22 protein-coding genes are annotated in these 25,584 nt (G+C 72.9%); 5 read left to right on the forward strand and 17 right to left on the reverse strand.

The window, feature by feature from the left end:
- Positions 1-31: 31 nt before the first annotated feature.
- The gene (locus ACWD01_RS14645; protein ID WP_451161647.1) at positions 32-844 is read left to right on the forward strand and encodes a hypothetical protein; all 813 of its coding nucleotides are present in this window, start codon (positions 32-34) and stop codon (positions 842-844) included.
- Positions 845-924: 80 nt separating this feature from the next.
- Here ACWD01_RS14645 and ACWD01_RS14650 read toward each other — a convergent pair whose 3' ends face one another.
- Both ACWD01_RS14650 and ACWD01_RS14655 read right to left on the reverse strand, forming a co-directional pair.
- Positions 925-1,107, reverse strand: coding sequence for a hypothetical protein (locus tag ACWD01_RS14650; protein WP_451161649.1), 183 nt, complete (start codon positions 1,105-1,107; stop codon positions 925-927).
- Between the two features lie 96 nt (positions 1,108-1,203).
- Positions 1,204-2,280 (reverse strand): fatty acid desaturase family protein, encoded by a 1,077-nt coding sequence (locus ACWD01_RS14655; RefSeq protein ID WP_451161651.1) that lies wholly within the window; start codon positions 2,278-2,280, stop codon positions 1,204-1,206.
- Between the two features lie 331 nt (positions 2,281-2,611).
- On the opposite strand from ACWD01_RS14655, the gene ACWD01_RS14660 reads away from it, so the two are divergent.
- From ACWD01_RS14660 to ACWD01_RS14670, 3 genes are all read left to right on the forward strand, one after another.
- The gene (locus ACWD01_RS14660) at positions 2,612-5,470 is read left to right on the forward strand and encodes an SNF2-related protein (protein ID WP_451161653.1); all 2,859 of its coding nucleotides are present in this window, start codon (positions 2,612-2,614) and stop codon (positions 5,468-5,470) included.
- Positions 5,467-6,756, forward strand: a complete 1,290-nt coding sequence (locus ACWD01_RS14665; RefSeq protein WP_451161655.1) for an SWIM zinc finger family protein — start codon at positions 5,467-5,469, stop codon at positions 6,754-6,756. Before ACWD01_RS14660 ends, ACWD01_RS14665 begins: the two co-directional genes overlap by 4 nt.
- Positions 6,757-6,964: 208 nt before the next feature.
- On the forward strand, positions 6,965-7,546 hold the full coding sequence (locus ACWD01_RS14670; protein WP_451161657.1) for an N-acetylmuramoyl-L-alanine amidase: 582 nt from the start codon (positions 6,965-6,967) through the stop codon (positions 7,544-7,546).
- A gap of 54 nt (positions 7,547-7,600) precedes the next feature.
- On the opposite strand, the gene ACWD01_RS14675 is transcribed toward ACWD01_RS14670, so the two are convergent.
- The 7 genes from ACWD01_RS14675 to ACWD01_RS14705 form a co-directional block, all read right to left on the reverse strand.
- Positions 7,601-8,194, reverse strand: coding sequence for a GTP-binding protein (locus tag ACWD01_RS14675; RefSeq protein ID WP_451161659.1), 594 nt, complete (start codon positions 8,192-8,194; stop codon positions 7,601-7,603).
- A complete protein-coding gene (locus tag ACWD01_RS14680) occupies positions 8,175-8,552 on the reverse strand; it encodes a DUF742 domain-containing protein (RefSeq protein ID WP_451161661.1) in 378 nt (125 codons plus the stop codon). Before ACWD01_RS14680 ends, ACWD01_RS14675 begins: the two co-directional genes overlap by 20 nt.
- The gene (locus ACWD01_RS14685; protein WP_356893462.1) at positions 8,545-8,976 is read right to left on the reverse strand and encodes a roadblock/LC7 domain-containing protein; all 432 of its coding nucleotides are present in this window, start codon (positions 8,974-8,976) and stop codon (positions 8,545-8,547) included. The genes ACWD01_RS14680 and ACWD01_RS14685 overlap by 8 nt, the downstream gene beginning before the upstream one ends.
- 19 nt (positions 8,977-8,995) lie before the next feature.
- Complete coding sequence (locus ACWD01_RS14690; RefSeq protein ID WP_451161663.1) at positions 8,996-11,596, reverse strand: sensor histidine kinase; 2,601 nt, start codon at positions 11,594-11,596, stop codon at positions 8,996-8,998.
- A 222-nt stretch (positions 11,597-11,818) separates the two neighbouring features.
- Positions 11,819-13,003, reverse strand: a complete 1,185-nt coding sequence (locus ACWD01_RS14695) for an NAD(P)/FAD-dependent oxidoreductase (protein WP_451161665.1) — start codon at positions 13,001-13,003, stop codon at positions 11,819-11,821.
- Between the two features lie 85 nt (positions 13,004-13,088).
- Positions 13,089-14,645 (reverse strand): amino acid adenylation domain-containing protein, encoded by a 1,557-nt coding sequence (locus ACWD01_RS14700; RefSeq protein WP_451161667.1) that lies wholly within the window; start codon positions 14,643-14,645, stop codon positions 13,089-13,091.
- Positions 14,642-16,603 carry a beta-ketoacyl synthase N-terminal-like domain-containing protein gene (locus ACWD01_RS14705; RefSeq protein WP_451161669.1) on the reverse strand — a complete coding sequence of 654 codons (1,962 nt, stop codon included), beginning with the start codon at positions 16,601-16,603 and terminating at the stop codon, positions 14,642-14,644. The genes ACWD01_RS14700 and ACWD01_RS14705 overlap by 4 nt, the downstream gene beginning before the upstream one ends.
- Before the next feature lie 842 nt (positions 16,604-17,445).
- On the opposite strand from ACWD01_RS14705, the gene ACWD01_RS14710 reads away from it, so the two are divergent.
- Entirely contained in the window at positions 17,446-18,465 is a 1,020-nt protein-coding gene (locus tag ACWD01_RS14710) for a GAF domain-containing protein (RefSeq protein WP_451161671.1), read from the forward strand.
- Between the two features lie 84 nt (positions 18,466-18,549).
- Here the strand turns inward: ACWD01_RS14710 and ACWD01_RS14715 are convergent, their stop codons facing one another.
- The 8 genes from ACWD01_RS14715 to ACWD01_RS14750 all read right to left on the reverse strand — a co-directional run bounded on the left by ACWD01_RS14715 (position 18,550) and on the right by ACWD01_RS14750 (position 25,482).
- On the reverse strand, positions 18,550-18,996 hold the full coding sequence (locus ACWD01_RS14715; protein WP_451161673.1) for a nitroreductase family deazaflavin-dependent oxidoreductase: 447 nt from the start codon (positions 18,994-18,996) through the stop codon (positions 18,550-18,552).
- Positions 18,997-19,082: 86 nt separating this feature from the next.
- Entirely contained in the window at positions 19,083-19,277 is a 195-nt protein-coding gene (locus ACWD01_RS14720; RefSeq protein WP_356893476.1) for a hypothetical protein, read from the reverse strand.
- Between the two features lie 120 nt (positions 19,278-19,397).
- On the reverse strand, positions 19,398-20,270 hold the full coding sequence (locus ACWD01_RS14725; protein ID WP_451161675.1) for a phosphatidylinositol-specific phospholipase C/glycerophosphodiester phosphodiesterase family protein: 873 nt from the start codon (positions 20,268-20,270) through the stop codon (positions 19,398-19,400).
- A gap of 124 nt (positions 20,271-20,394) precedes the next feature.
- Positions 20,395-21,066 carry an ABC transporter ATP-binding protein gene (locus ACWD01_RS14730; protein WP_451161677.1) on the reverse strand — a complete coding sequence of 224 codons (672 nt, stop codon included), beginning with the start codon at positions 21,064-21,066 and terminating at the stop codon, positions 20,395-20,397.
- The gene (locus ACWD01_RS14735) at positions 21,050-21,958 is read right to left on the reverse strand and encodes an ABC transporter ATP-binding protein (RefSeq protein WP_451161901.1); all 909 of its coding nucleotides are present in this window, start codon (positions 21,956-21,958) and stop codon (positions 21,050-21,052) included. The genes ACWD01_RS14730 and ACWD01_RS14735 overlap by 17 nt, the downstream gene beginning before the upstream one ends.
- An 89-nt stretch (positions 21,959-22,047) precedes the next feature.
- Positions 22,048-22,914 (reverse strand): ABC transporter permease, encoded by an 867-nt coding sequence (locus tag ACWD01_RS14740; protein WP_451161679.1) that lies wholly within the window; start codon positions 22,912-22,914, stop codon positions 22,048-22,050.
- Positions 22,907-23,899 (reverse strand): ABC transporter permease, encoded by a 993-nt coding sequence (locus ACWD01_RS14745; protein ID WP_451161903.1) that lies wholly within the window; start codon positions 23,897-23,899, stop codon positions 22,907-22,909. The genes ACWD01_RS14740 and ACWD01_RS14745 overlap by 8 nt, the downstream gene beginning before the upstream one ends.
- Positions 23,896-25,482, reverse strand: a complete 1,587-nt coding sequence (locus ACWD01_RS14750; protein ID WP_451161681.1) for an ABC transporter substrate-binding protein — start codon at positions 25,480-25,482, stop codon at positions 23,896-23,898. The genes ACWD01_RS14745 and ACWD01_RS14750 overlap by 4 nt, the downstream gene beginning before the upstream one ends.
- Between the last annotated feature and the right edge of the window lie 102 nt (positions 25,483-25,584).

The following is a 25,584-nucleotide window of genomic DNA, read 5'->3' on the forward strand; positions in this document are numbered from 1 at the left end:
CGCCGACGAAACGATGGGCGGGGAGGTGGCCGTGGCCGGCGCGGAAGACACCGTCGACGACGACTCGCTGTACGTGCTGACCGCGGTGCTGCTCACAGCCGCGCAGTTCCCGAGCGTGCTCGGCGACGACTACCCGGCCGCCTGCGAGGCGCTGGGCCTCGAGCCGTACGCCGAGGGGTACGGGCTGGTCCTCGGGCAGAGCTCCGACGGGGCCCGCTGGACGGTCGTGGTCGACGACGTGTCGCTCGTCGCCGTCGCCATCGCCTCGTGGGACTGCGGGATGGACTACGACCTCTCCCCCGACGAGCAGAGCATGGTGGCGGCGCTGCCGGGCTGGCCGCTGGCCGTCGCGGTCGCCGCGCCGGGGGTGCCGGCGCCGCACGACCCGGTCCCCGAGGAGGGCGACCGGGCGCCGCTCGCCCCGCCCGACCCGGACACCTGGGGCCCCGCGCAGCGCCGGCTCGGCGCGGACGAGGTGGCGCTGCAGTGGACGCAGTGGCGGGCCCGGATCGACGACGCGGCGGCCGGAACCGCGCCCGACGCGACGGGGGCCGGGACCGCGGAGCCCGCGCCGCCGCGTGAGACGGTCCGCCGCGTTCTGGAGGAGGCCCGGTCGTACGTGGAGTCCGCACCGCCGCCGGGACGGGTGCGCTCGTCCTTCGCGCCGGGCGGGGCCAGGACGCTGCGTGCGGACGGCCCCGGGTGGTCGCTGGTGGCCAGGACCGACGACATCGCCTTCCTGCTGCTGGACGAGGAGCCGGGCGAGGTCGTCCCGGTGGGGCGCGGCCCGCAGCTGCCGGGGCTGCTGGAGGCGCTGGAGAAGGTGGCCGTCCACCCCTCGTAGGACGCGTGCGCCGGCGAACGCGAAGGCACCCGGGCCCTGAGGGCCGGGTGCCTTGGGTCAGCGGGTCGCCGGCGCGGTGGTCAGCGGCCGATCTCCTTGCGGGACACACGCCGCAGCCTGCGGCGCTGGCTCGGGTCGAGCATCAGGTACGCCACCGCCGGCAAACCGAGCACCACCAGCAGCGAGAGCCAGAATCCGAGCAGCGGCATCAGGAGCAGGCCGACGGCCACTCCCCCGATCACGATCTTCGTACGTGTCGTCATTTCCGACGCCTCCTCCGCGGCCGTGGCCGCTCCTGCTGTGAAGAACGTGCGCACTCGCCCCAGAGTTCCACTATGCGGCAGTTCCGCGGTGCGGCACTACGCGGCGGCACGCAGCGGCGCGCCGACCTCGTGCAGGTGGGCGAGTGCCTGGCGGTACGACTCCACGAGCCCGGTCTCCGTGAAGGGGATACCCAGCGACCGGCAGTGCGCACGCACCAGCGGCTGGGCGAGCTTCAGGTGCGGGCGGGGCATGCTCGGGAAGAGGTGGTGCTCGATCTGGTAGTTCAGACCGCCGAGGAACCAGTCCGTGACGTGGCCGCCGCGGATGTTCCGGGAGGTGAGGACCTGGCGGCGCAGATGGCCCCAGGACTTGCCGGTCTCCTCGTCGGGCATCTCCATCCCCTTGTGGTTCGGGGCGAAGGCCATGCCGAGGTGGAGGCCGAGGACCATCTGGTGCACGAGCGCGAAGAGCACGGCCTGTCCGACGGGCATGACGGTCAGCAGCAGCGCCCCGTAGGCGGTGACGTGCGCGACCAGCAGCGCGGCCTCGACGACGCGCTCCCGGCGGGACTGGCGGCCGCCCGGGTTCTTGGAGAAGACGGCCCGGAAGCCGTAGACCTTGAGCGCGATGCCCTCGAGCGTGGTGAGCGGGAAGAACAGCCACGCCTGGTGACGGGTGAGCCAGGCGCTCAGTCCCGCGCGGCCGGCGGTGTGCTTCTCGTTGAAGACCAGGACGTCGGCCGCGACGTCGGGGTCCTTGTCGAGGTGGTTCGGGTTGGCGTGGTGCCGGTTGTGCTTGTCGTTCCACCACTCCTGGCTCATCCCGAGCAGCAGGTTGGCGTGGATCAGCTGGACGAACCGGTTGGTGCGGCGCTCCGCGGCGATCTGCGCGTGTCCGGCGTCGTGGCCGAAGAAGGCGGCGCGGGTGGAGAAGAGGGCCAGCAGGGGCGCGAGGAGCAGGGCCCACCAGGAGCCGCCGGTCAGCGCCACGCCGGTGACGACGGCGGCGAGCGCCGCGAGGTTCACGATGATGCCGCGCGCGTACCAGCCGGTGCGGCGCTCCAGCAGCCCTTGTTCCTTGACGGTCCGCAGCAGCGGTCCGAATTCACTGCCGGCGGGCCGGGCGGGAGCAGGGGCGGGGGGCGGTACGAGGAGGGCGGTGCCCTGGGGCATGGTGGGTCTCCGGTCTGTGGATGACGGGTGCGCCGGATACGCGCGAGCGCGAAAAGCGGGGGTGCGCCGGATGCGCGTACTGTCCGACTGCTCCGGCCTGACAAACGTATGGACCGGGGGCCCTTCTGGGCGATGGCGCCACCACCCGGGTCCTGCGGGGGCAATCCCGCTGCCCGGGGTGGCGCTGACTCCACCCTTGACGGTACGGCAGACGGGGCACGGCCGCGGAGTGAGCCATGTCACCGGTTCCGGACGACCTGAACAGGGCGGGGTGCTGTACCCTCGGCGCTTCGGCCTTCGCACTAGTCAAATTTGAGGACACATCATCGCTGTGCATGTCGACCTGCCCGCGCCCTCCGCACTCATCCCCTGCTCGGCCGTGTTCCTCCCCGGCGACCCCGCCCGCACCGGCCGTATCGCGTTCTGGCATCCGGACGGCGGCGCACTGCCCGTCGACGACGCCGCGCTGGGGTCGCTGACCGTCGTCACCGACGGCGTCCGCACCGCCGAAGTACCCGCGCTGCTGCTGCCCGTACGGGACGCGCTGCCGGTGCTGACCCGGGCCCGCGCCGCCGCCGGCGCGTCCGGTTCCGCGGCCTTCTGGGGCGCGGCGGCCGTGCTGGCGCTCCAACTGGCCGCACGCGGACTGCTGCTGCCCGGTCTGAGCCCCACCGACCGGGACGCCTGGCGGGCGGGCCCGCTGGCGGCCGAGGACCTGGAGCGGCTGCGGACGCTGGCGGCCTCCATGCCGCCCGCCGCGCACGCCGTGCCGCTGGACGCGTCGGCGGGGACGCTGCTGGTGCCCGAACCGGAGGGCCTGCTGCGCCGGTTCCTCGACGCGGTCTCGGACGGCCTGCCCCGCTCGCCCGCCGCGCCACTGGCCACCGGGGGCCCGGCGTTCGCCGCCCCGGAGCCGCAGCAGCTGCCCGGACTGCGGTCCTGGGCCGCGGACATCGCCGCCGGCTACGACGCGGGCGTACGCCTCTCGCTGCGGATCGAACCGACGGGCCCGGGTGCCGAAGCGGCGGACGAGGCGCCGTCGTTCCGCGCGGTCCTGCAGATCCACAGCGTCAACGACCCCGCGCTCGTGGCCGACGCCGCCGACGTGTGGGCCAACGCCACCGCCGCGGCGGCCGGGTTCGGGCCGCGGGCCCGGCTGGACGCGCTCCTGGCGCTGCGCCGCGCGGCGCACGCCTGGCCGGCGCTGGCGCCCCTCCTCCAGGCCGCCGTGCCCGACGCCGTCGAACTCGCCGACGAGGAGATCACGGAGCTGCTGGGCGAGGCGTCACGCGCGCTGGCGGCCACCGGCGTCCAGGTGCACTGGCCGCGGCACTTCGCCCGTCAGCTGACCGCACGGGCGGTGATCGGCCCGCCCGGCGGAGGCGGGGACGGAGACGGGGACGGCCGGGACGTGCGTTCGTCCGGCCTGCCGTCCTTCCTGTCCGCGGACGCCCTGCTCTCCTTCGACTGGCGTTTCGCCGTGGGCGGCCACCAGCTCTCCCGCGCCGAACTGGACCGGCTCGCCGAGGCGGGCCGGCCGGTGGTGCGGCTGCGCGACGAGTGGGTGCTGATCGACCCGGCCGAGGCGCGGCGCGCCCGGGAGAGCCAGGACCGCAAGCTCTCCCCCGTCGACGCGCTCGGCGCCGTACTGACCGGGTCCGCGGAGGTGGACGGGCGGACGGTCGAAGTGGCGGCGTCCGGGGCGCTGGAGCGGCTGCGCGAGCGGCTGGCGGAGCCGGAGGGCGGGCCGCAGGAGGTCGCCCAGCCGGCGGCGCTCGCGGCCACCCTGCGCGACTACCAGCTGCGCGGCCTGAACTGGCTGCACCGGATGACGTCCCTGGGCCTCGGCGGCTGCCTCGCCGACGACATGGGACTCGGCAAGACCATCACGCTCATCGCGCTCCATCTGCACCGGCAGACCGACGCCTCCGCCGCCGGCCCCACCCTCGTCGTCTGCCCGACGTCCCTGATGGGCAACTGGCAGCGCGAGGTGGAGCGGTTCGCGCCCGGCACCCCCGTACGGCGCTTCCACGGCGCCGCACGCTCCCTGGAGGGCCTGGCGGACGGCGAGTTCGTCCTGACGACGTACGGCACGATGCGGCTGGACGCGGAGCGGCTCGCCGGGGCGGCGTGGGGCCTGGTCGTCGCCGACGAGGCGCAGCACGTCAAGAACCCGTACTCGGCGACCGCCCGGCAGCTGCGCACGATCGGCGCCAAGGCACGGGTCGCCCTCACCGGCACGCCGGTGGAGAACAACCTGTCCGAGCTGTGGGCGATCCTCGACTGGACCACCCCCGGACTGCTCGGGCGGCTCGGCACGTTCCGCAGCCGTTTCGCGCAGGCGGTCGAGGGCGGCGCGGACCCGGCGGCCGCCCGCCGGCTGGCCGCGCTGGTCCGGCCGTTCCTGCTGCGCAGGCGCAAGTCCGATCCGGGCATCGCGCCCGAACTGCCGCCCAAGACCGAGACGGACCGGGCCGTGTCGCTGACACCGGAGCAGACCGGGCTGTACGAGGCGGTGGTGCGCGAGACCCTGGCCGCGATCTCCGAGGCGGACGGCATGGAGCGGCGCGGTCTGGTGGTGAAGCTGATGACCTCGCTCAAGCAGATCTGCAACCACCCGGCGCAGTACCTCAAGGAGGAGCGGCCCAGGATCGCGGACCGCTCCGGAAAGCTGGAGCTGCTCGACGAACTGCTGGACACCATCCTGGCCGAGGACGCGAGCGTGCTCGTCTTCACCCAGTACGTGCGGATGGCCCGGCTGCTCGAAGAGCATCTCGCCGAACGCGGCGTGCCGACGCAGTTCCTGCACGGCGGCACCCCGGTGCCGGAGCGGGAGGCGATGGTGGCCCGCTTCCAGGATGGTGACGTCCCGGTGTTCCTGCTGTCGTTGAAGGCTGCGGGCACGGGCCTGAACCTCACCCGGGCCGAGCATGTGGTGCATTACGACCGCTGGTGGAATCCGGCCGTCGAGGCGCAGGCCACCGACCGCGCCTACCGGATCGGGCAGGACCGCCCGGTGCAGGTGCACCGGCTGATCGCCGAGGGCACGATCGAGGACCGGATCGCCCGGATGCTGGAACGGAAGAAGGACCTGGCGGACTCGGTCCTCGGCTCCGGAGAGGCCGCCCTCACCGAACTGACCGACGACGAACTGGCCGAGCTGGTGGAACTGCGGGGAGCTGGACGATGAACGCATCCGACGGACCGGACCGCCTCGAGCGGACCTTCGACGCGCTGCCGCCCGCCCAGGGCCGGGGTTTCGCGCAGACGTGGTGGGGCCTGGCCTGGATCAAGGCACTGCAGGACACGGCGCTCGACGGCGAGCAGTTGAAGAAGGGCCGCCGGCACGCCCGGCAGGGCTCGGTCGGGGCGGTCACCGTACGGCCCGGACGGATCACCGCGGTGGTACGGGACCGCGACGGCACGGCGTACCGCAGTGACGTGCTGCTCCAGGAGCTCGGCGAGCAGGAGTGGGAACGGTTCCTGGACATGGCCACGGACCGGGCGGGGCACATCGCGGCGCTGCTCGACCGGGACATGCCGCCGCATCTGGTGGAGGACGCCGCCGCGGCCGGTGTGGAGCTGCTCCCGGGGATCGGCGACCTGGAGCCCGAGTGCACGTGCGAGGCGTGGGACCACTGTCCGCACACGGCGGCGCTCTGCTACCAGGTGGCCCGGCTGCTCGACCAGGACCCGTTCGTACTGCTGCTGATGCGCGGACGCGGGGAGCGCCGGGTGCTGGACGAACTGCAGTCGCGGAGCGCGGCGCGGGCGGCGGAGCCGGCGGCCGAGGAGGAGCCGGCGGCGGGCGGGGTGCGTGCGGACGAGGCGTTCGGGGCGGGGAGCATACTGCCGCCGCTGCCCGCGCCACCCCCGCTGCCCGACGAGCCCGGACCCGCGCCGGCCCTCGGCACGCCGACGCCTCCGGGGGACGGACTCGACACCGAGGCACTGGAGTTCCTCGTCGCGGACGCGGCGGCGCGCGCCCGGCTCATGCTGGCGCAGGCGCTCGCACCCGGTCATGACGAGCAGCCGGTGGAGCCGGCATTGACCCGGGACCGGGACGCGGTGCGGATGGCCGCGTCGATCCCCGGTCCGGTGATCGCCGGCCGGCTCGCCGCCGGGACGGGGCGCACGCGCGCCGAAGCCCAACTGGCCGTCTGTGCATGGCGGTTGGGCCAGGCCGCCGGACTGGCGGCGCTGGAGGAGGACTTCACTCCCGACGCGGCGCAGCAGGCCCGGGCGGCGCACGCGCTCGCGGCCGCCTGGGCGGAGGTCGCGGAGGCGGACCGGCCGCGGCTGCGTCCCGCGGGGCCGGCCCGCTGGACGGTGGTGGGCGCCGGGACGCAACTGCGCCTGGGCCCGGACGGGCAGTGGTGGCCGTTCCGCAAGGAACGGGGCGGGTGGGCGCCGGCCGGCCCGGCCTCCGCCGATCCCGCGGAGGCGCTGGCGGGTGCGCTGACCCAGAGCGCGTGACGGACCGCGTGACACACCGTGCGACGGACCGGGTTTCGAACCGTGTTCCGAACCGCCTGAGCCCCAACTGCCGTTCATATCAATAACAGTTGGCGGCCGACGTGTCCTTCCGCAGGCCACTCGGCCGCCAGTACCGTAGGGCCGCGAGGCTCTGCCGGGCCTTGTCCTGCCGCACTCCCGTGTTTTCCCCCACCAGGAGATGGCCCGCATGGACCGCAGAACCGTGCTCCGGGGCGCCGCCGTCGCGGCGTCCGCCCCTGCGCTGCTCGCCGTGCCCGGTGCGCGGGCCGCCGTCCGGGCCAGTCCCGACTACCCGTCCGCGGAGTGGATTCCGGCCTCCTCCGCCAACTTCACGGCTTCGAGCAGGCCGTCGTCCTACCCGGTGCGGTACGTCGTCGTGCACGTCACACAGGAGAACTACGCCGACACCCTGGGCATCTTCCGCGACCCCGCGAAAAAGGTCTCGGCGCACTATGTGGTGCGCTCGTCCGACGGGCATGTCGCGCAGTGCGTACGCGAGCGCGACGTCGCGTGGCACGCGGGCAACTGGAACTACAACACCTGGAGCATCGGCATCGAGCACGAGGGCTGGGTGGACCGGCCCGCGTACTTCACCCATGCCATGTACGAGCGGTCGGCGGCGCTCACCGCGTCGATCTGCGACCGGTACGGCATCCCGAAGGACCGGGCGCACATCATCGCCCACTCCGAGGTGCCCGGCGCCACCCACACCGACCCGGGTCCGCTCTGGGACTGGGTGCGCTACATCCGTCTCGTCAACTTCGCGTGACGGGGCCGCCGGCCACGGGAGTTCCGGCGGGCGGCGGCCCGGTCGTCAGGGACACTAGCGTCCGGCCGGTGTCATCCGGGCGTACGCCTGCGCCCTCGCCGCTTCCAGCAGCGCGAGCAGCACCGCCTTGCTGGAGCCGCGGTCGCGGACGTCGCACATCATGACGGGCGTGGCGGGGTCGAGGGCCAGCGCGGATCTGACCTCCTGGGCGGTGCACTCCCGTCTGCCGTCGAAGCAGTTGACGCCCACCGCGAACGGGATCTGACGCTCCTCGAAGAAGTCCACCGAGGCGAACGAGGCGTCCAGCCGCCGGGTGTCGGCCAGGACCACGGCGCCCAGCGCGCCCAGCGCCAGGTCGTCCCACATGAACCAGAAACGGTCCTGGCCGGGGGTGCCGAACAGATAGAGCACCAGCTGCGGGGAGACGGTGATCCGACCGAAGTCCATCGCGACGGTGGTCGAGTGCTTGCCCTCCACACCCGCCAGGTCGTCGATCCCGTAGCTGGCCTCGGTGATGCGCTCCTCGGTCTCCAGGGGAGGCACCTCGCTGACCGAGCCGACCATGGTGGTCTTGCCCACGCCGAAGCCGCCCGCGATGAGGATCTTCAGAGCCGTCGGCATGACCGGCTCAGAGCTGGCGGATAGCATCCATCACCCTTTCGATGAGTTCCACGCTCGGCTTCTCAGACTCGTCGGGCGGGGACTGGACCAGGATCAACGAGGAGTTCAGCAGGTCCCCGCAGAGGACTTTCACCACACTGACCGGCAGATCCAGGTGAGCGGCGATCTCCGCCACCGCCACCGCGCGCTCCCGGCAGATCGCCAGGATCTCGGCGGACTCCGGCTCCAGCGGCTCGTGTCCCGCGTCGTCCAGCGACTTGGTGACCACGAGCGTGATCAGCGCGAAGGCGTGCTGGCTGTGGCGGGTACGGCCGCCGGTGATGGCGTACGGCCGGACGTGGCGTCCGGCCCCCTCGTCGTCGTCGTGCCACGGCGCCTCAGGCATCCTGGATATGACCGTGGAAGGAAGCCTGCACGCGGGGTGCGGCGCTGAGGTACTTGCCCACCTGCTTGACGAGCGTGCCCATTTCGAACGCCATCATCCCGACATCCACTTCCTCTGAGGCGATCGCGGCCAGTCTCGCTCCCCGGCCGGCCGCGGTGACGAACAGGAACGCCTTGTCCATCTGGATGACCGTCTGCTGGACCTCGCCGCCGTGGAAGTGGCGCGCGGCGCCACGGGCCAGGCTGTGCATGCCGGATCCGACCGCCGACAGATGCTCGGCGTCGTCCCGGGCGAGGCCCTTCGATTTACCGATAAGAAGGCCGTCCCCGGACAGGACGATGGCGCAGCGGATCTCAGGGATCTGCTCGACGAGGCTGTCCAGCAGCCAGTCCAGCTGGGGAGTGGCTCTTACCTGCTCAGTCATTACTGTCTTTCCCTCACAGTTAGTTGGCGCTGGGGTCGGGCGACTGAGCCTGACCGTCCGCGCCAGCCGACTCGTCGGTGTCCGAGTTCCGGGCCCGCTTCATTCCCTGCTGGATGGCCATCATCGTGCGGGCCGATTCGCCGGGGGACAGGCCGCCGCTCTCGTCGTCGGGAGCCTCGCCCTCCGCCTCGGCTGCCTCCTTGCGCAACTGCTGCGCCAGGCTGGCGCCACGGGTGCGCTGCGGCAGCACGCGGGGTGTCGTCAGGGGCGAGGAACCGGCCCGGGGGTCCCCGTGGCCGACGGGCCCGGGAGGCGCGGCCTCGGGCTCGGGATGTCCTTGGGGCGGCAGCCACTCCGCGGCCGGGGCCGGGGCGGGCGCCGGAGGCGGAACGGGAGCCGGGGCGGGCGCCGGAGTCCGGACCGGAGCGGGTGCCCCTTGCATGACCCCGGCACCGGGGCCGGGACCGGGAGGCTGGTGAGCGGATACGGCCGGCAACAGACCTGCACCTCCGTACTCGGGGTACCCCTGGGTGTCGCGGGGCCTGTCCTGCACCGCGGGGGCCGCGGCGCCGCCCGCCATGGCGGGCACCCGGACCTCCGCGTGGAGTTCGGGCGCGGGCGGCGGGGCGGGCGCGGGCGTGGGCTGCGGTTCGGGCTCCGCGGCCGCCGACTTGAGGTGCTCCATCAGCGGGGAGTCCTGCTCGTCGAGCAGCGCTGTCGGCACGAGCACGATCGCGAGCGTCCCGCCGTAGACGGACTCGCGCAGCTCCACCTTGATCTTGTGCCGCTCCGCGAGCCTGGCCACCACGAAGTGGCCGAGCCGCGGGTCCTCGCCCAGGGTCATCATGTCGAGCTTGGGCGGGTTCACCAGCAGCCGGTTGGCCCGGGCGCGGTGCTCCTCCGGCATCCCGAGACCGTGGTCCTCGACGTGCAGGGCCAGTCCCCTGGCGACCTTCGTCGCGCTGACGAACACCTGGGTGTCCGGCGGCGAGAAGTTGGTCCCGTTCTCGATGAGTTCGGCCAGCAGGTGGGTGACGTCGGCGACGGCCCGGCCCGCGAGGGACACCCGCCGTCCCGGCGGGAGGTTCTTCACCTTGACGCGGGTGTAGTGCTCGGTCTCCGCCACGGCGCTGCGCATCACGTCGGTGATGGAGACGGGCGCGGTCATCCGCCGGGTGGGCGGCGAGCCGCCGAGGATGACCAGGTTCTCGGAGTGGCGGCGCACGCGGGTGGCGAGGTGGTCGACCCTGAAGATGTCCTTCAGCAGGTCGGAGTCCTCGTGCTTGCGCTCGAGGTCGTCCAGGAGCGAGATGAGGCGGTGGATCAGCGTCTGGGTACGGCGGATGAGCTTGGCGAAGACCTTCTCCGCGCCCTCGCGGCCGAGGGACTGGCGGACCGCGGTCTCCGCGGCGACCCGGGCCAGCTGCTCGATGGCCGCGTCGAGCCGACCCAGTTCGTCGCCCGTCCGCTGTCCCTGGGCGGGCAGTTGGGCCGGGTCCAGCGGTTCGCCCCGCTCGAGCCGGGCCAGCGCCTCCGGCAGCCGGTGGTTCGCCAGGTCCTCGGCCTTGCGCTGCAGCTCCGAGAGGCGTCCGAGCACGGACCGCCGTACGCGCAGGGCCAGTACGGCGACGAGCCCGAGGGCGGCCGCGGTGCCGGCGCTCCCGAGGGCGACGCCCAGCAGCAGGCCGTCGGCGCGGTCCGAGCCGGCCTCTGCCAGGTCCTCCAGGAACGCCGAGTTGAGCTCCTGGAGGTCTTTGACAACGCTGCCGGCGTCGTCCGGCCAGGCCGTGGCCCGGTCCGGCAGCTCGCTGTCGCCGGCGGCGGCCACGGCGTCCTCGACCGACGCCAGCTCTTTCCACGGCCGGCTGTCGGTGACGTCCTCGTACGCGGCGCCGCCGGAGGGCAGGTCGGGAGCGTGCATGGAGCCCGCAGCCTCCCGGCGCAGCGCCGTGTACTGGCCGAACCGGGCGCGCTCGGCGGCGGCCATCCGGCCGGACGGGAGAGCCCCGGAGATCATCGCGTCCTCCCGCGACAGCATCTCCGTGACCTGCACCAAAGAGGCCGCGGCGGCGACGCTGTTCGCGACGGCCCCGTCACCGGTCCGGGTGGCGGCGGAGAGCACGCCCGCCGCGTCGGTGACGGTGTCCGTGAAGTACTGGAAGGCGTCGTTGACGGAGAGGCTGCGCGCGTCGATCGCCTTGCGGCGCTCGGCGAGCTTGCCCAGCGCCTTGTCCAGCGCCGTGGCGCGGTTCTTCAGCGCGTCCGTGTCCAGCGCGGGCGGCGCGGCGCTGCGATAGTCGTCGATCGCGGCGTCGGTCCTGCCCCGGGCGCTGTCCAGGACGGCGCGGGAGGCAGGTGTGCGGTCCGCCTGCCAGACGGCGGTGAGACGGCGTTCGTCCTGCAGGCTGGCCAGCACACCGTGCGCGGGCCGGCCGACGGAGACGAGCCGGTCCACGTCGGCGCCGACCTGCATCCGCTCGTCGACGAGCCCGGTCGCCGTGTAGCCCCACAGTCCCGTGAGGCACAGGGCCGGGACGACGAAGGGCACGGCGAAGGACGTGCGGAGAGATCTGCGCGGGGCGGACCTGTGAGTTGTCCGCTGGGCGCGGGTGCCTGGCATCTGATTCCTCATACGCAGCGAAACACACCACTCATGGCAGTAAGGGACGATTCAATGTCCAAGTACCCCCCACGCTCGGAAGTCTGATGGATCGTCACTCAGGGCGGCGGGGCGGTTGAACCGTACCAGGATCATGCCGTACCTTCACCCGCGCCGTTCAGCCGTATGGATCTTGCCGCCCGGCGGGCGCCGGGAAGGCCGGGACGGACCGGGACGAGCAGGTCACAGCAGTGCCAGCAGCTTGGGGGTGTAGAGGGCCCCGATCGTCCCGATACCGGCGACCATGTCGAAGTAGATCGCCGTCAGTTCGGGGTCCTTGCCGACCGCCCGCAGCAGCGAGAGCCGCTGCTCGTGGGGTGCCAGTTGCGCCACCGACAGCGTGGCCTGGTACCCGGCGGCGAGGAAGGTGTCGCGCTCCTCCGCGTAGTTCCGCAGCGCCTCGTCGAGCTTGCCGGGGTCACCGCCGAGCTGACCGCCCACCTGCCGCACCAGCGCCTCGGCCTGGAGGAACGCGTCGCTGATGCCGCGCGCGGTGATCGAGTCCTTGTGGTGGCCTGCGTCGCCCACCAGGGCCCAGCCGGGTCCGGTCGCCTGCCGGAAGAAGTTCTGCTGGTCGCCGGTGCCGCGCAGCCGCTCGACCCGTCGTTTGCCGTCCAGCCGGTCGTACAGGGCCGGGGCGGTCGCCCTGACCTGCCGCAGATGGGCCGCGCGCGGATCGGTCCGCACCTCGTCGAACCGGGACTGCGGGAAGTACGTGAGCACGAGCGTCGCCCCGTTGTTGGTGGGTACGGCGGCGACCCAGCTGCCGGGACTCTCGTACAGCTCGAGGGTGGCCGGCACGTCCTCCCAGTAGCCGTAGTACGCGCAGGTCAGCCGGTCGTCCCTGGTCGTGAAGGGGGCTTTGGCCAGTCTGCCGACCGTGGAGCGCATTCCGTCGGCGCCGATCACCAGGGCCGCCCGTTCGGTGAAGGGGCGGCCCTGATGGGTGCCTTCGACGCCGATGACGCGTCCGGTGTCGTCGTGCAGCAGCCGCGTCACGGCGGACCGTTCGCGGAAGTCGACCCCGGCGGCGACGGCCGCGTCGATCAAGAGGGCGTCCAGGACGTGCCGGCGGGGGGCGTAGCCGGCCCGCTGCCCCTCGACTCCCCGGCCGCAGCCCTCGAGACGGATGTCGGCCACCTCGTACACCGCGCGGTCCAGGGGCGGGCATCCGGTGGCGCGTACGGCGTCGAGGACTCCCCAGCGGGCGAGCGCGGCCACGCCGGGCTGGTGGACGAGGTGGGTGGAGAGGGTGTCGGAGGGGAAACCGGCGCGGTCGAGCATCAGCACCCGGTGCCCGGCGCGGGCGAGCAGCATGGCTGTGGGGGCTCCGGCGCAGCGCGCCCCTACCACGATGGCGTCGAACATGGACGTGCGTACCTCACAGACGTGGGGAGGAAGGGGGACGGGGACGGCACGGACGCCGTGGCGTGCGCGCCGTCCGTCGCGGGGTTCAGCGGCCGCTCCCGAGCCGGGCGAGCAGCGCCTGCCGGTCGATCTTGCCGTTCGCGTTGAGCGGCAGTTCCTCCAGGGTCACGATCCTGCGGGGCAGCATGTACGGCGGCAGCCGCTCGCTCAGGGCGGAGTACAGCTGCTGGTCGGAGCAGTCGGCGCCGCTGACGGCGGCCTCCAGCTCCGGTTCGCCGTCGGACGCCCGCACCGCGAGCACGACCGCGTCGCGCACGCCCGGCTGCTGCCTCAGCATGGCCTCGATCTCGCCGAGTTCGATCCGGTGGCCGCGTATCTTCACCTGGTGGTCGGTGCGTCCCAGGTGGACCAGGTGGCCGTCGTGCATGGCGGCCCGGTCACCCGTTCGGTACCAGTGCTTCTCGGTCGGCGTGAGGTCCGCGCCATCACGGGCCGCGGCCGCGCCGGCGCCGTCGGAGGGCAGGAACCGGCCCGCGTTGTTGGCCGGGTCCAGGTAGCCGGGGAAGCGCTGCGGACCGCGGACGTACAGCTCGCCGGCCTCGGCGGGCCGGCCGCCGTCGTCCAGGAGCAGGATGTCCAGCGTCGGGTAGCCGGTGCCGATCGGCACCGTCCCGTTGGCCGTGCGGGGCCAGTCCGCCCGGTGCCGGGGCAGCCGGTAGGCGGTGCAGGAGATGGTCAGTTCGGTGGGCCCGTACAGCACCTCCAGGGCGCTGTCCGGGGCGGCCGTCTGCCATTCCGCCGCCGCGGCCAGGGTCAGCGGCTCGCCGCCGAACACGCTCCAGCGCAGCGTGGGCATGCTGCCGGGCTTCAGGGTGCCGAGGCGGGACGCGAAGGTGATCAGCGACGGTACGGAGAACCAGTGCGTGAGCCGGAGCGCGTTGACCGTCTTCACCGGTGACAGGAGCTGACCGCGCCTCGGCACGACCAGGGTGCCACCGGACGCCCAGGCGACGAACAGGTCGTGCACCGAACCGTCGAAGGTGAGCTCGAAGGTCTGGGAGAGCCGGCTGCCCGGGCCGATGTCGTACCGGGAGGCGACATGGCCGAGGTAGGCGCAGAGGTTGGCCTGCGAGACGGGAACGCCCTTGGGGGCGCCGGTCGATCCGGACGTGAAGATGATGTAGGCGAGGTCGTCCGGACCGGTCCTCGGGTCAGGCAGCCCGTCGGGGGAACCGGCCGCCGGTGACGCCAGGTCGGCGGGGTCCACCACGAGCAGTGGCACCCCGGGGTCGGTGTCGGCCCCGGAGGGGTCGGCGAGCACCAGGTCGAGGCCCGCGGTCTCGGCGATCCGGGCCGTACGGGCGGGCGGATGCTCAGGGTTGAGGGGCACGACGGCCGCGCCGCAGCGCAGCACGGCGAGGTAGCCGGCGTACGCGGTAACCGAGCGGTTCGCGAGCAGGCCGACCCTGCGGGGGGCCGCACCGCCGTTGAACGCGACGAGCCGGGCGGCGATCCGCTCGGCCAGCTCGCGCAGTTCGCGGTAGGTCAGCTGCTCCTCGCCCACTTCGAGGGCGGTGCAGTCGTCCCCGAAGACGGTGGCCGAACGGTCGAACCAGCCGTACACGGTCTGGGGTTCGCTCACGGGGTCCGCGCCTCCATCGCCTGGATCCACTGGCGCAGGGCGCCGACCGTGCGCAGCCCGCCCAGCTCCTCGGGGTCGACCTCGCGGCCGGTCTGCTCGGACAGTTCGACGATGATCCGCAGCTTGGCCAGCGAGTCGATCCCGACGTCGACGAGTGTGGAGTCGTCGTCGAAGGAGGTGCGCGCGTGCTCGCGCAGCACCCAGTCGGCCAGGTCGCCGGTGCGCTCCGCCCGCTCGTCGTCGGGCCAGTAGCGCTTGGTCTGCCAGGGGTAGCGGGGCAGCGGGACGTAGCGGCCGCTCTCGCCGGCCAGCGCCGGCCAGTCCACGGCGCCGTCGTCGCGGTAGCGGTCCGCGGCCTCGGCCAGCTTCTTCGGCGCCTTCTTGCCCGGGGCCGCGTCCGCCGCGCCGTTCAACGCCGCGGCCATCTCCTCGTGCGACGACGCGACGAGGGCCAGCCGGTGTTCATGGTGCTGGCGGCGGGTGGCCGCGCTGTAGCAGAGGTCCCGGAGGCTGTACGCGGCGCCGGGCCCGTCAGGTCCGAGGTACGCCGCCCAGGAGCGGCGGAGCGCGGCCAGGGCGTCGGGCGTACGGGCGGAGAGCGTCAGCAGGTACGGCCCGCCGGCCGGCTCCGCCGCGGCGGCGTCGGGCCGCGGGTCTGCCTGGCGGATCACCACGTGCGCGTTGAGGGCGGAGGAGCCCTGCCCCGAGACCCCGGCGCGGTGCGGCCGTCCCTGGTCGGGCAGGTCCTGGAGCTTCTCCGGTACGAGGACGGGCAGTTCGTCCCAGGCGACCCGGGGGGTGGCGGTGTCGAGATGCAGACTCGCCGGGACCTGGCCGTGTTCCAGGCACAGTACGGTCTTGATCAGCCCGGCGATGCCGCCGGCGGCCTCCGCGTGGCCGATGTTGGTCTTCACGGAGCCGACGAGCAGCGGCCGGTCCGAGGGCCGGTCCGCGCCCAGCACTTCACCGAGCGCGCTGATCTCCAGGGCGTCGAGCTCCGGCGAGCCGGATCCGTGCGCCTCCACGTAGTCCACCTCGGCCGGTGACACGCCGGCGTCCTCGTACGCCCAGCGGAGCACCTCGATCTGGCCGGTCAGCGACGGGTTCAGCACCGAGTCGCTGGTGCGTCCGTCGTTGCCGATCGCGCTGCCCTCGATGACGGCCCGGATCGGGTCGCCGTCGGCCAGGGCGTCGGCGAGGCGCTTGAGGACGACGACGCCCACCGCGTCGCCCGGGGTGTGGCCGTCGGCGCCCGCGTCGGCGAACCTGCTCCGGCCGTCGGCGGCGAGCGCGCCGGCCTGGGTCATCATGACGCCCTCGTCGGGGCGGAGGACGAGGTTCACTCCGGCGACGAGGGTCAGGGGGCTCTCCCGGGCGCGCAGGCTCTGCACCGCGCCGTGCACGGCCGCCAGCGAGGAGGAACAGGCCGTGTCGATCAGGACGCTGGGGCCGCGCAGGTCGAGGACGTAGGACAGGCGGGCGGGCAGCAGGGAGCGGTAGTTGTTGAGCTGTGAGGCGGTCGCCGTCTGCAGGCCCTGGCGGAAGTGGTTCTCGAGGTAGTCGCCCCGCGCGTTGCCGACGAAGACGCCGGTCCTGGTGCCCGCCAGTTCGTCGGGCCGCCGGCCCGCGTCCTCCAGCGCGTCCCAGGCCGTCATGAGCAGCAGCCGCTGCTGCGGGTCGAGTTCGAGCGCCTCGGTGGGCGACATCCCGAAGAACTCCGCGTCGAAGTCGGCCATGCCGTCCAGGTAGCCGGCCCGTCGGCTGCCGATCATTCCCGGGCCCGGCTGTTCGGAATGCAGGGCGTCCACGTCGTAGCGATCAGGTGGTGTCTCGCTCGTGGCGTCCACACCGCCTCGCAGCAGGTCCCACAGCTCGTCGGGTCCGTCGGCGCCGGGCAGCCTGCAGGCCATGCCGATCACCGCGACCGACCGTGCGTCGACGTCGTCCGTCCTGTTCATCAGACCACTCCTTAAGATGCTTCGCTTCGTGACGCCGATGCACGAACGCGCTGTTCACTGCTCCATGGGGTGCCGGGGAGAACGGCGGCCGGCCCGTGTCCCGGGGCGGTCGGCGCCGCGCGTCGCCGCGCCGCACCGGCCTGCCCGGACGGCACGGCTCACCCGGTGGGACGAACTCCGGCGTCGTGCTGCCGGGTTCGCTACCGGCATGGGTGTCCGGCCTGTCGCGGACTCTCACGGACAGGCAGCACTGACGCTGCTCACGGACGGCGGGGACGGCGCCGGGCCCGTGGCTCGAAGTGCTGCCCATAACGACGTCACCGTGCGGCGGGCGGGGCGCCGCGCGACGGTGCGCGGCGCCGGCGGGCCGGCCGCACGGGGGGCACGGGGGAAATCCCGGGCCCCGCCCCACGGAGCCGGGACCACGACCGCGGGTCCCGGGGCAGGGCGGCTTGCCTGCGTGACATCGAGCGGTACACGGCCGACGGCAGGACTGTGCTGCCCGTGCCCGCGGCAGTGTCCCCGCTGTCCGAACCGCACTTGCCCCACTGCCTGTTCCCCTCCCCGCGGCCCCACGGCGCTGTCCGCCGCATGGATACCCACCGCACGATTGTCATATGTAAAACCGCCACGACCGATTCCGGCTGATGGATTGGCGGGAAGTGATCGATCAAGGTCGAAATCTCGCCCGCTTCGGGCGAAATGCGCGGTTCGGCCTGCGGGAAGAGTGCCCTGTGGACGACCCTCGCCCACCCCTGCGACGATGCGCGCATCACAAGCGAAACGGAAAAGAACGAACTTGGTTAGTGCGCGGTACCGCTGATCTGGTTTCATCTGGTCGCATGGACCCCCTGACACCCGATCAGACCCGGCACTCTGGCGAGCAGCGCAGGCTCCGGCTGCAGGTGCTCGGCCTCAACACCGTTGAGGCCGAGGCCACGTTCGACCGTGTGGCACGGCTCGCGGCGAGCTTCACCCAGTCGCCCCTCGCCATGGTCAACTTCATCAACGACGAACGACAGATGTTCCGGGGCATGTACGTGCCGCCGAGCTCCCCCGACGGCGACACCGACACCGAGAGCCGGGGCATCGTCTTCGACCTCAGCGACATAGCCCGTGAGGCCCCCAACGACTACGGCTTCTGCCCCCACGTGGTCGCCCAGGGGTCGCAGCTGGCCCTGGACGACGTCTTCGACTATCCCCGGTTCCGGGGCAACGCCCTGGTCAACGACATGGGCGTGCGCTCCTACCTGGGCACCCCGCTGCGGGACAACACCGGCATGATCCTCGGCACGGTGTGCGTGGCCGACGTGGTGGCCCGCAACTGGGACCGCAAGATCAAGGAGGGGATGCAGGAACTCACCGAGACCCTGCTGTCCGAGTTCAAGCTGCGGGACAGCCTGCTCGCCCAGCAGAGCGAGCTGTTCGCCGTCTTCGACGGCGCGCCCTTCCCCATCATGCTCACCGAGGGGCCGCACCACCTGCTGCGCTACGCCAACGGCAAGCAGGGCGCGGCCTTCGGCATGGTCCCCCAGTTCAGCCCGGGGCGGCAGGTCCTGTCCGGGCTCGACTCCGTCGGCGTCTTCAACGCGATGGACGAGGCGTTCCACACCGGCCGCACCACCACCCTCCCCCACGCGGCGATCACCACCTACGACTCGCCCTCGCCGCAGGCCTTCAGCTTCCTCTGCACCCCCGTGCGAACCTCGCCGACCGCGCCGGTCAGCGGAGTGCTGACGGTGGCCATGAACAGCCACGAGTCCTATCCCGCCGCCGAGCAGCGGGTGTTCGCGGCCAACGTCCAGGAGCGGTTCGAACAGCTCGGCACCAACGGCTTCGGCAGCGCGGTCCCCGGCCGCTAGTCCGCCCCTGTCCCCCGTACCCCCGTCCCCCGTCCCCCCGAATCCGGACCGGTACGCCCGCCGGCGTACCGGTCCCCCGCTCTCTCAGCGGTCCCGGTCCGGCACCTCCGCGACGAAGACGGGGATCTCCCGGTCCGTCTTCTTCTGGTAGTCGTCGTAGTCGGGATACGCCTCGACGGCGCGCCCCCACCACAGCGCCTTCTCCTCGCCGGTCACCTCACGCGTCGTCATGTCCCTGCGCACCGGGCCGTCCTGGAGCTCGATCTGCGGGTCGGCCTTCAGATTGTGGTACCACGTCGGATGCCGGTCCGAGCCGCCCAGGGAGGCGACCAGGGCGTAGGCGCCCGCGTGTTCGACCCGCATCAGCGGGGTCTTGCGGATCTTGCCGCTCTTGGCCCCGCGGGTGGTGAGCACCACGACCGGCATCCCGCGCAGCGTCGTCCCGCGCCGGCCGCCCGAACTCTCGTACTCCTCCACCTGTTCGCGCACCCAGGCTTCGGGGCTCGGCTCGTACTCGCCTTCAAGAGGCATCGCACACGTCCCATCGTTCGTCGCATGAAGTCGGCCGCGGACGGGCCGCGGCTGTGCTGCCGTCCCCCGAACTGCCACCGTACCGATCAGGGCCGGAGGCTGCCCACGACGTTGGCCGTGGCCGCGATGCCCTCCTGGATGGTCGGCGCCATGCTGGTGCCCGCCAGGAAGAAGCCGAGCAGTGCGCAGACCACCGCGTGGCTCAGCTTCAGCCCGCCGCTGCGCAGGAAGATCACTGCGAGCACCAGCAGGAGCAGCACCACCGAGATCGAAATGGCCATCGCCAACCTCCTTCGCCGCGCCGGAATTGCGGCATTCGGCGGCCAGTCTGGCGCAGCGGAGGTCCCGTACGGCCGACTGGCGTGTCCGCCGTACGGGTGCACCTCGTCGAAGTCCCGGTTCTAGCGGTCGTGGCGACGCAGGAAGCTCTCGAGGCCCGCCAGGTCGTCGGTGTTGACGTGGTCGACGCCCGCGGTGAGCAGTCCGTGCCAGACCGCGTCGCGGGCCGGCCCGGGGAGGTCGGGGGTGGCCCAGAAGCGGACCCCCTGGGAGCGGCTGTGGGCGGTGGAGACGAGGGTGTGGAGCTTCTGCCGTTCGGCGGCCGGGAATTCACCCTCGCCGCGCCAGCCGAAGCTGTGGGTCCAGTTGCCGGAGATCAGCGGGACGAAGGACGCCGGGGCCGGGTCGGCGGCGGCGAGGTCGTCGAGGCGGCCGTCGTAGAAGGCGTACCGGACCCGCTGCGCCTCCATCGGGGCGCGCGCCGAGCGGTCGCCGGATATGACGGGGGTGACGGCTCCGAGGTGTACGCGGCCGTTGGTGAAGCAGCTGAGCATCCGCCGGTAGTGCCGCAGTTGGCGGTCGAGTTCGAGGTAGGCGGCGACGCCGTCCGTCTTGATGTCGATCAGCAGCTGGAAGGGGCGGCGGTGCCCCGCGTACACGCTGCCGTGGTGGGCGCGGACCCGGTCGAGCAGCGGGTCCAGATACAGGACGCGCAGGGTGCGGGCGGGGTCGAGTTCGGCCGGTTCATGGGCGACGAGCAGTTCGCCGTCGACCAGGAAGATGTCGGCCTCGACGCTGGTGAAGCCGTGGGACAGCGCGTCGTAAAGGGGGCGTTCGTGCAGATAGTCGTTGTGGGCGTGGGCCCTGCGCAGCGGCTTCGGGCCGCCGGCGCCGCCGTTTCCGGCAACGGCGGCGGCGTGGGCGGGTGCTCCGACGGCACCGGTGAGTGCGGCGGCGGCAAGGGCGGTGAGTGCTGCGCGACGGGTGGTCGGCACGATGACCTCCGGGCTCTGAGGGTCGGGAGGGACACCGGTGAGTATCCGCCGGACCGGGCCCGAACCGGCAGGCGCGTACGGAGAGTTCGGCCGCCCGTCATGTGCCGTACGCGAGGACGGCGGCTCAGTCCTCCGCGATCTCGGACCAGTCGACGGTCCGGTCGCACCAGCGGTTCAGCAGGACGTGGTCGTGGCCGACGGCGAGGAGCCCGGCGCCGTGCTCGCGGCGGTAGTCCTCGACGACGGCCACCAGCGCGGCGGTCGTCGACGCGTCGAGCATGGCCGTCATCTCGTCGCAGACCAGCCAGCGCGGCCGCAGCACCAGCGCCCGTGCGAGACAGGCGCGTTGGAGCTGGCCGTCGCTGACTTCGTGGGGGCGCCGGCCGAGGAGTTCGCCGGTGAGGCCGACGGCCGCGGCGGGCCCCTCGGCGCGGGCGGCGGCCTCGGACCGCCGGTGGCCCGTGGCGCGCAGCGGTTCCGCGATCAGCTCCCGCAGCGAGAGCCGCGGGTCGGCGGACAGCCGCGGCTGCTGGAACACCACGCCGACGGCGGTGCGCAGGGCGCGCGGTGCGCGGTGACGCCACCCGTCTCCCGGTTCCACGGCGGCGCCGTCCATCACGACACGGCCGGCGTCGGGCCGGTGCAGCAGGGCCGCGACCTTGGCGAGGGTGGACTTGCCGCAGCCGCTGGGACCGAGCAGCCCGACCGCCTCGCCGGGGGCGACGGTCAGGGAGGCACCGCGTACGACGGGCCTGCGGCGGTCGTAGCCGGCGGTGATGTCACACAGTTCGAACACGCTGCGGCTCCTCGGCGTGGTGGCAGGCGGTGCCGTCGGTGAGGCGGGGAAGCACGGTGCAGGCGTCGTCGGCCCGCGCGCAGCGTGGCGCGAAGGCGCAGCCGTCCGGGAGGTCGCCCAGCTCGGGCGGCAGCCCGGGGATCGGGGCGAACTCCCGCTCCGGCAGGGCGTTCAGCAGGCCCCGGGCGTACGGGTGGCGCGGGCCGGGGCCGCCGAAGAAGTCGCCGGCGGCGGTGAGTTCGACGATCCGTCCCGCGTACATGACGGCGACCCGGTCGGCGATGCGTTCCGCGGCGGCGAGGTCGTGCGTGATCAGGAGTAGTGCGCGCCCTTCGTCCGCGTGGCGGCGCAGTTCGTCGGCGGTGTGGTCGATGAGCGCGCGGTCCAGACCGGTGGTCGGCTCGTCGGCGAGCAGCAGCGGCGCGTCGCCGACGAGCGCGATCGCGGTGGCGGCGCGCTGTGCGAGTCCGCCGGAGAGTTCGTGCGGGTGGCGGTCGAGGTGGCCGGCGGGGAACGCGGCGCGTTCCGCCGCCGCTGTGACGGCCTCGCGTGCCGCTGGGCCGCGTAGCCCGGTCAGAGCCCGTACGGTCTCGGCGAGTTGCGCGCCGACGGTGCGCACCGGGGTGAGGTGGGCGGCGGGGCTCTGCGGCACCAGCCCGACGAGACGGCCCCGGACGGTGCGTGCGAGGGTGCGTTCGTCGGCGCCGAGCAGTTCGACGCCGCCGACGACGGCAGAGCCGGCCGTCTGGGCGTTGGCGGGCAGCAGTCCGAGGAGCGCGGAGGCGAGGACGGACTTGCCGCAGCCGCTCTCGCCGACGAGCGCCAGGCACTCCCCGGCCGCGAGGTCGAACGAGACGTCGCTGACGGCGGCCACATGACGGCCGTCGCGCATCCGGAAGCGCGCCGACAGTCCGCGTACGGCGAGCACGGTGCGCGCCGCGCCGGCGGCCGGCGCGGACCCGGTGGTCGCGGATCGCGGGCTCACAGCATCAGCTCCGATCGGCGGCGGGGGTTGATCCGTTCGCGCCAGGCGCCGGCCAGGCCGGCCACGGCGAGGGTGGGGACGATCAGGAACAGGCCGGGGAACAGCGTCGGCCACCAGTCGCCCGCGAGCAGCGAACCCCGCGCGGACTGCACGAGGTTGCCCAGGCTGGCCTGGTGGGTGGGCAGTCCGAGGCCCAGGAACGACAGCGCCGACTCGTGCCACATGGCGTGCGGCACCATCAGCACGGCCGCGAGCCCGGCCTGCGGCAGTACGCCCGGCAGCAGATGCCGTACGGCCACCCGCCGCCGGCTCGCGCCGCCGCTGATCGCCGCGTCGATGTACGGGCGTGAGCGCAGCGACAGCACCTCGGAGCGGACGATCCGGGCCGTGGACAGCCAGTGCGTGAGCGCGACGGACACGATCACCGGCCCCACGCCGGGCCGGAACATGGCCACGACGAAGATGCCGAGCAGCAGGTGCGGCACGGAGGAGAAGGCGTCGACCAGCCGCATCAGCACCCGGTCCGTCCAGCCGCCCGCGACGGCGGCCGCCGCGCCCACCACCGTGCCGATCACGGTGGCGACCAGGGCCGCGACCAGCCCCACGAGCAGCGAGACGCGCAGCCCGTAGACGCAGCGCAGCAGCAGGTCGCGGCCGACGTCGTCGGTGCCGAACGGGTGGGCGAGGGACGGCGGTCGCAGCTTCATCGACAGATCGACGGCCTGCTGGTCGAGCTGGGCGAGCGGCGGTACGAGCAGCACCGCCAGCGCCACCGCCGCGACGGTTGCGGCGGAGACCGTGACGCGTACGGTCCGGGTGGAGCGACGCGTACGGCCGTGGGACTTCCAGGCGAGGTCAGCCATCGAAGCCCACCCTCGGGTCGGCCAGTCCGTAGAGAAGGTCGGACAGCAGGTTGCCGAGCAGCACGGCCGCCGTCGCGAGGACGGTGAGCGCGGCGAGCAGCGGGAAGTCGACGGAGGTGGCGGCCTGCACGGTGGCGGCGGCGATGCCGGGCCAGCTGAAGACGGTCTCCACGAGCAGTGCTCCGGTGATGAGTTCGGGTACGCGGGAGCCGACGAGGGTGAGCATCGGCAGCATCCCGGAGCGCAGCGCGTGGCCGACGAGGACGGTGCGCTCGCCCAGGCCGCGGGCGCGGGCGCCGCGTACCGGGTCCTCGTCGAGGGCGTCGCCGACGCCCTGGCGCACGTACAGGAAGAACCACGGCAGCTGGCTGAGGCCGAGGACCGCGGCGGGGAGCACCAGGTGGGTGGCGACCTGGCCGGCGGTCACGGTGTCGGACGCGGTGTCGGTGAGGCCGCCGGCCGGCAGTACGCCGAGTTCGAGTGCGAAGAACCAGATGGCGAGGAGTCCGAGCCAGAAGGCGGGCGCCGCCTCCAGGATGTAGGCGAGTGAGCTGACGCACCGGTCGAGGTGGCCGCCGCGGCGGCGGGCGGCGAGCACGCCGAGGGCGGTGCCGAGCGCGATGGCCAGGACGAAGGCGGTGGCGGCGAGGAGCACGGACCAGCCGACGCGTTCGGCGATGACGTCGGCGACGGGCCGGCGCATGAGGCTGGAGTCGCCGAGGTCGCCGGTGAGCGCGCCGGTCAGCCAGTTCCACCAGCGGCTGACGAGGGGCTGGTCGACACCGAGGTTGGCCCGGATCTGGTCGAGGTTGTCCTGCGAGGCGGTGAGCCCGGCGGTGCCGGTGTACGCCTTGACGGGGTCGAAGGGCGAGGCGGCGGCGACGGCGAAGACCGCGAAGGTCACGGTGAGGAGCACGGGGACGGCGGACAGGGCCCGCCGTCCCGTCATCCGCGCCATCGCCCGGAGGGGCAGGGCGCGTATCACTTCTTCGGCGTCCAGTCCTCGACGTTCCACCAGGGCCCGGAGGCGAGGCCGTGGTCGTGCGGCTCGACCTGGGTGGTGAGACCGTCCCACCGGTCGCTGACGACGTAGACGTGGTCGATGTGGGTGAGGAAGGTGTAGCCCGGGTTCTTGACCAGTTCGCGCTGAACGGTGTCGTAGGCGGCCTTGCGTTCGGCCTTCTTCCCGCTGCGGCGGCCGGCTTCGAGGGCCCGGTCGACGGCGGGGTTGTCGTAGTGGGCCATGTTGTTGAAGCCGTCGCCGGCGAGGGAGGACTTCAGCAGCAGGTACTGGTCGAAGTCGGGGTCGCCGGGCGCCCCGCCGCCGGCGAGGACGGCGTCGTGCGCCATGCGCGGTTCGATGACCTCCCAGCTGCCGGCCTTGGTGGTGATGTCGATGCCGGCCTTCTTGGCGTCGGACGCGTAGGCGAGGGCGTGGTCCTGGCGGAGCTTGTCGCCGGTGAGGTACCAGAGCGGGAAGGCGGCGCGTACGCCGTTCCTGACCCGGATGCCGTCCTCGCCGGGCTTCCAGCCGGCCTCGTCGAGGATCTTCCTCGCCCCGGCGAGGTCGTGGCGGCGCTCGGTGCCCCGGGTGAACCACTCGCTGCCGGTGGGGACGGGGCCGTAGGCGGGTTTGCCCGCGCCTTCGAGGATGCTGTCCACCATGGCCCGGCGGTCGACTGCGATGTCGAGCGCCCGGCGCACCGCGGTGTCGCCGGTGACCTTGTTGCCGGTGGGCAGGGTGACGGTGCGGTAGTCGTAGGTGGTGGCCCGGTACGTCTTCCTGCCCTGCTCGTTCTTGAAGCCCCGTGCGAGGTTGGGCGGCAGCACGGCGCCGTCGAGGTCGCCGGCGCGCAGCCGGGTGGCGCGGACGTCGTCGTCCTTGATGATCGCCATGGTGAACTTCTTCACCGCGGGCGCGCCGCCCCAGTAGTCGGGGTTGGCCCGGAAGCTGATCTTCTCGCCCCTGGACCAGCCGGTGAGGACGTACGGGCCGGTGCCGACCGGCTTCGTGGTGAACGGGCCGGTGTTGACGTCCTGTCCGCCCGCGATGTGCTTCGGCGCGATGGGCAGCACGGTGCGCTGGGCGAACGGCGCGTAGGGGTACTTGAGGGTGAAGGCCACGGTGTGGTCGCCGACGGCCCTGACGTCCTCGACGGCGTCGAGTTCGGTGCGGGACGGGTTGTTCGTCTTCTCGTCGAGGACGGTCCGGTAGGTGAAGACGACGTCCTCTGCGCCGAACGGCTCGCCGTCGCTGAACTTCACGCCCCGGCGGAGTTCGTAGGTGTAGGTGAGGCCGTCGGCGCTGACCTTCGGCAGTTCGGCGGCGAGCGCGGGCCGCAGCTTCATGTGCCGGTCGAAGGCGAGCAGCCCGTCGAAGATCTTGGAGTTGCCGTCCTTGCCGTAACCGAGCAGCGGGCTGAGGCTGTCGGGTTCGTAGGCGATGCCGACGACCACCGAGTCCTTGGCCCCGGCGCCGCCGCCCGGAGCGGCGCAGGCCGCCGCGCCGAAGGTCAGCGCGGCGGCCATGGCCGCGGCGGCCGCGGTCCGTATCGATCGGCCTGTCATATCCGTACACCCCTGTTGAAGATCAGCCGCTATTGCAAACTGCTCGCAATTAAACCGCATGTAAAGGGTGCGACGGAATCAGGGGTGTTACGCGACGACGGG

This window comes from Streptomyces sp. NPDC002835, from assembly GCF_053591995.1.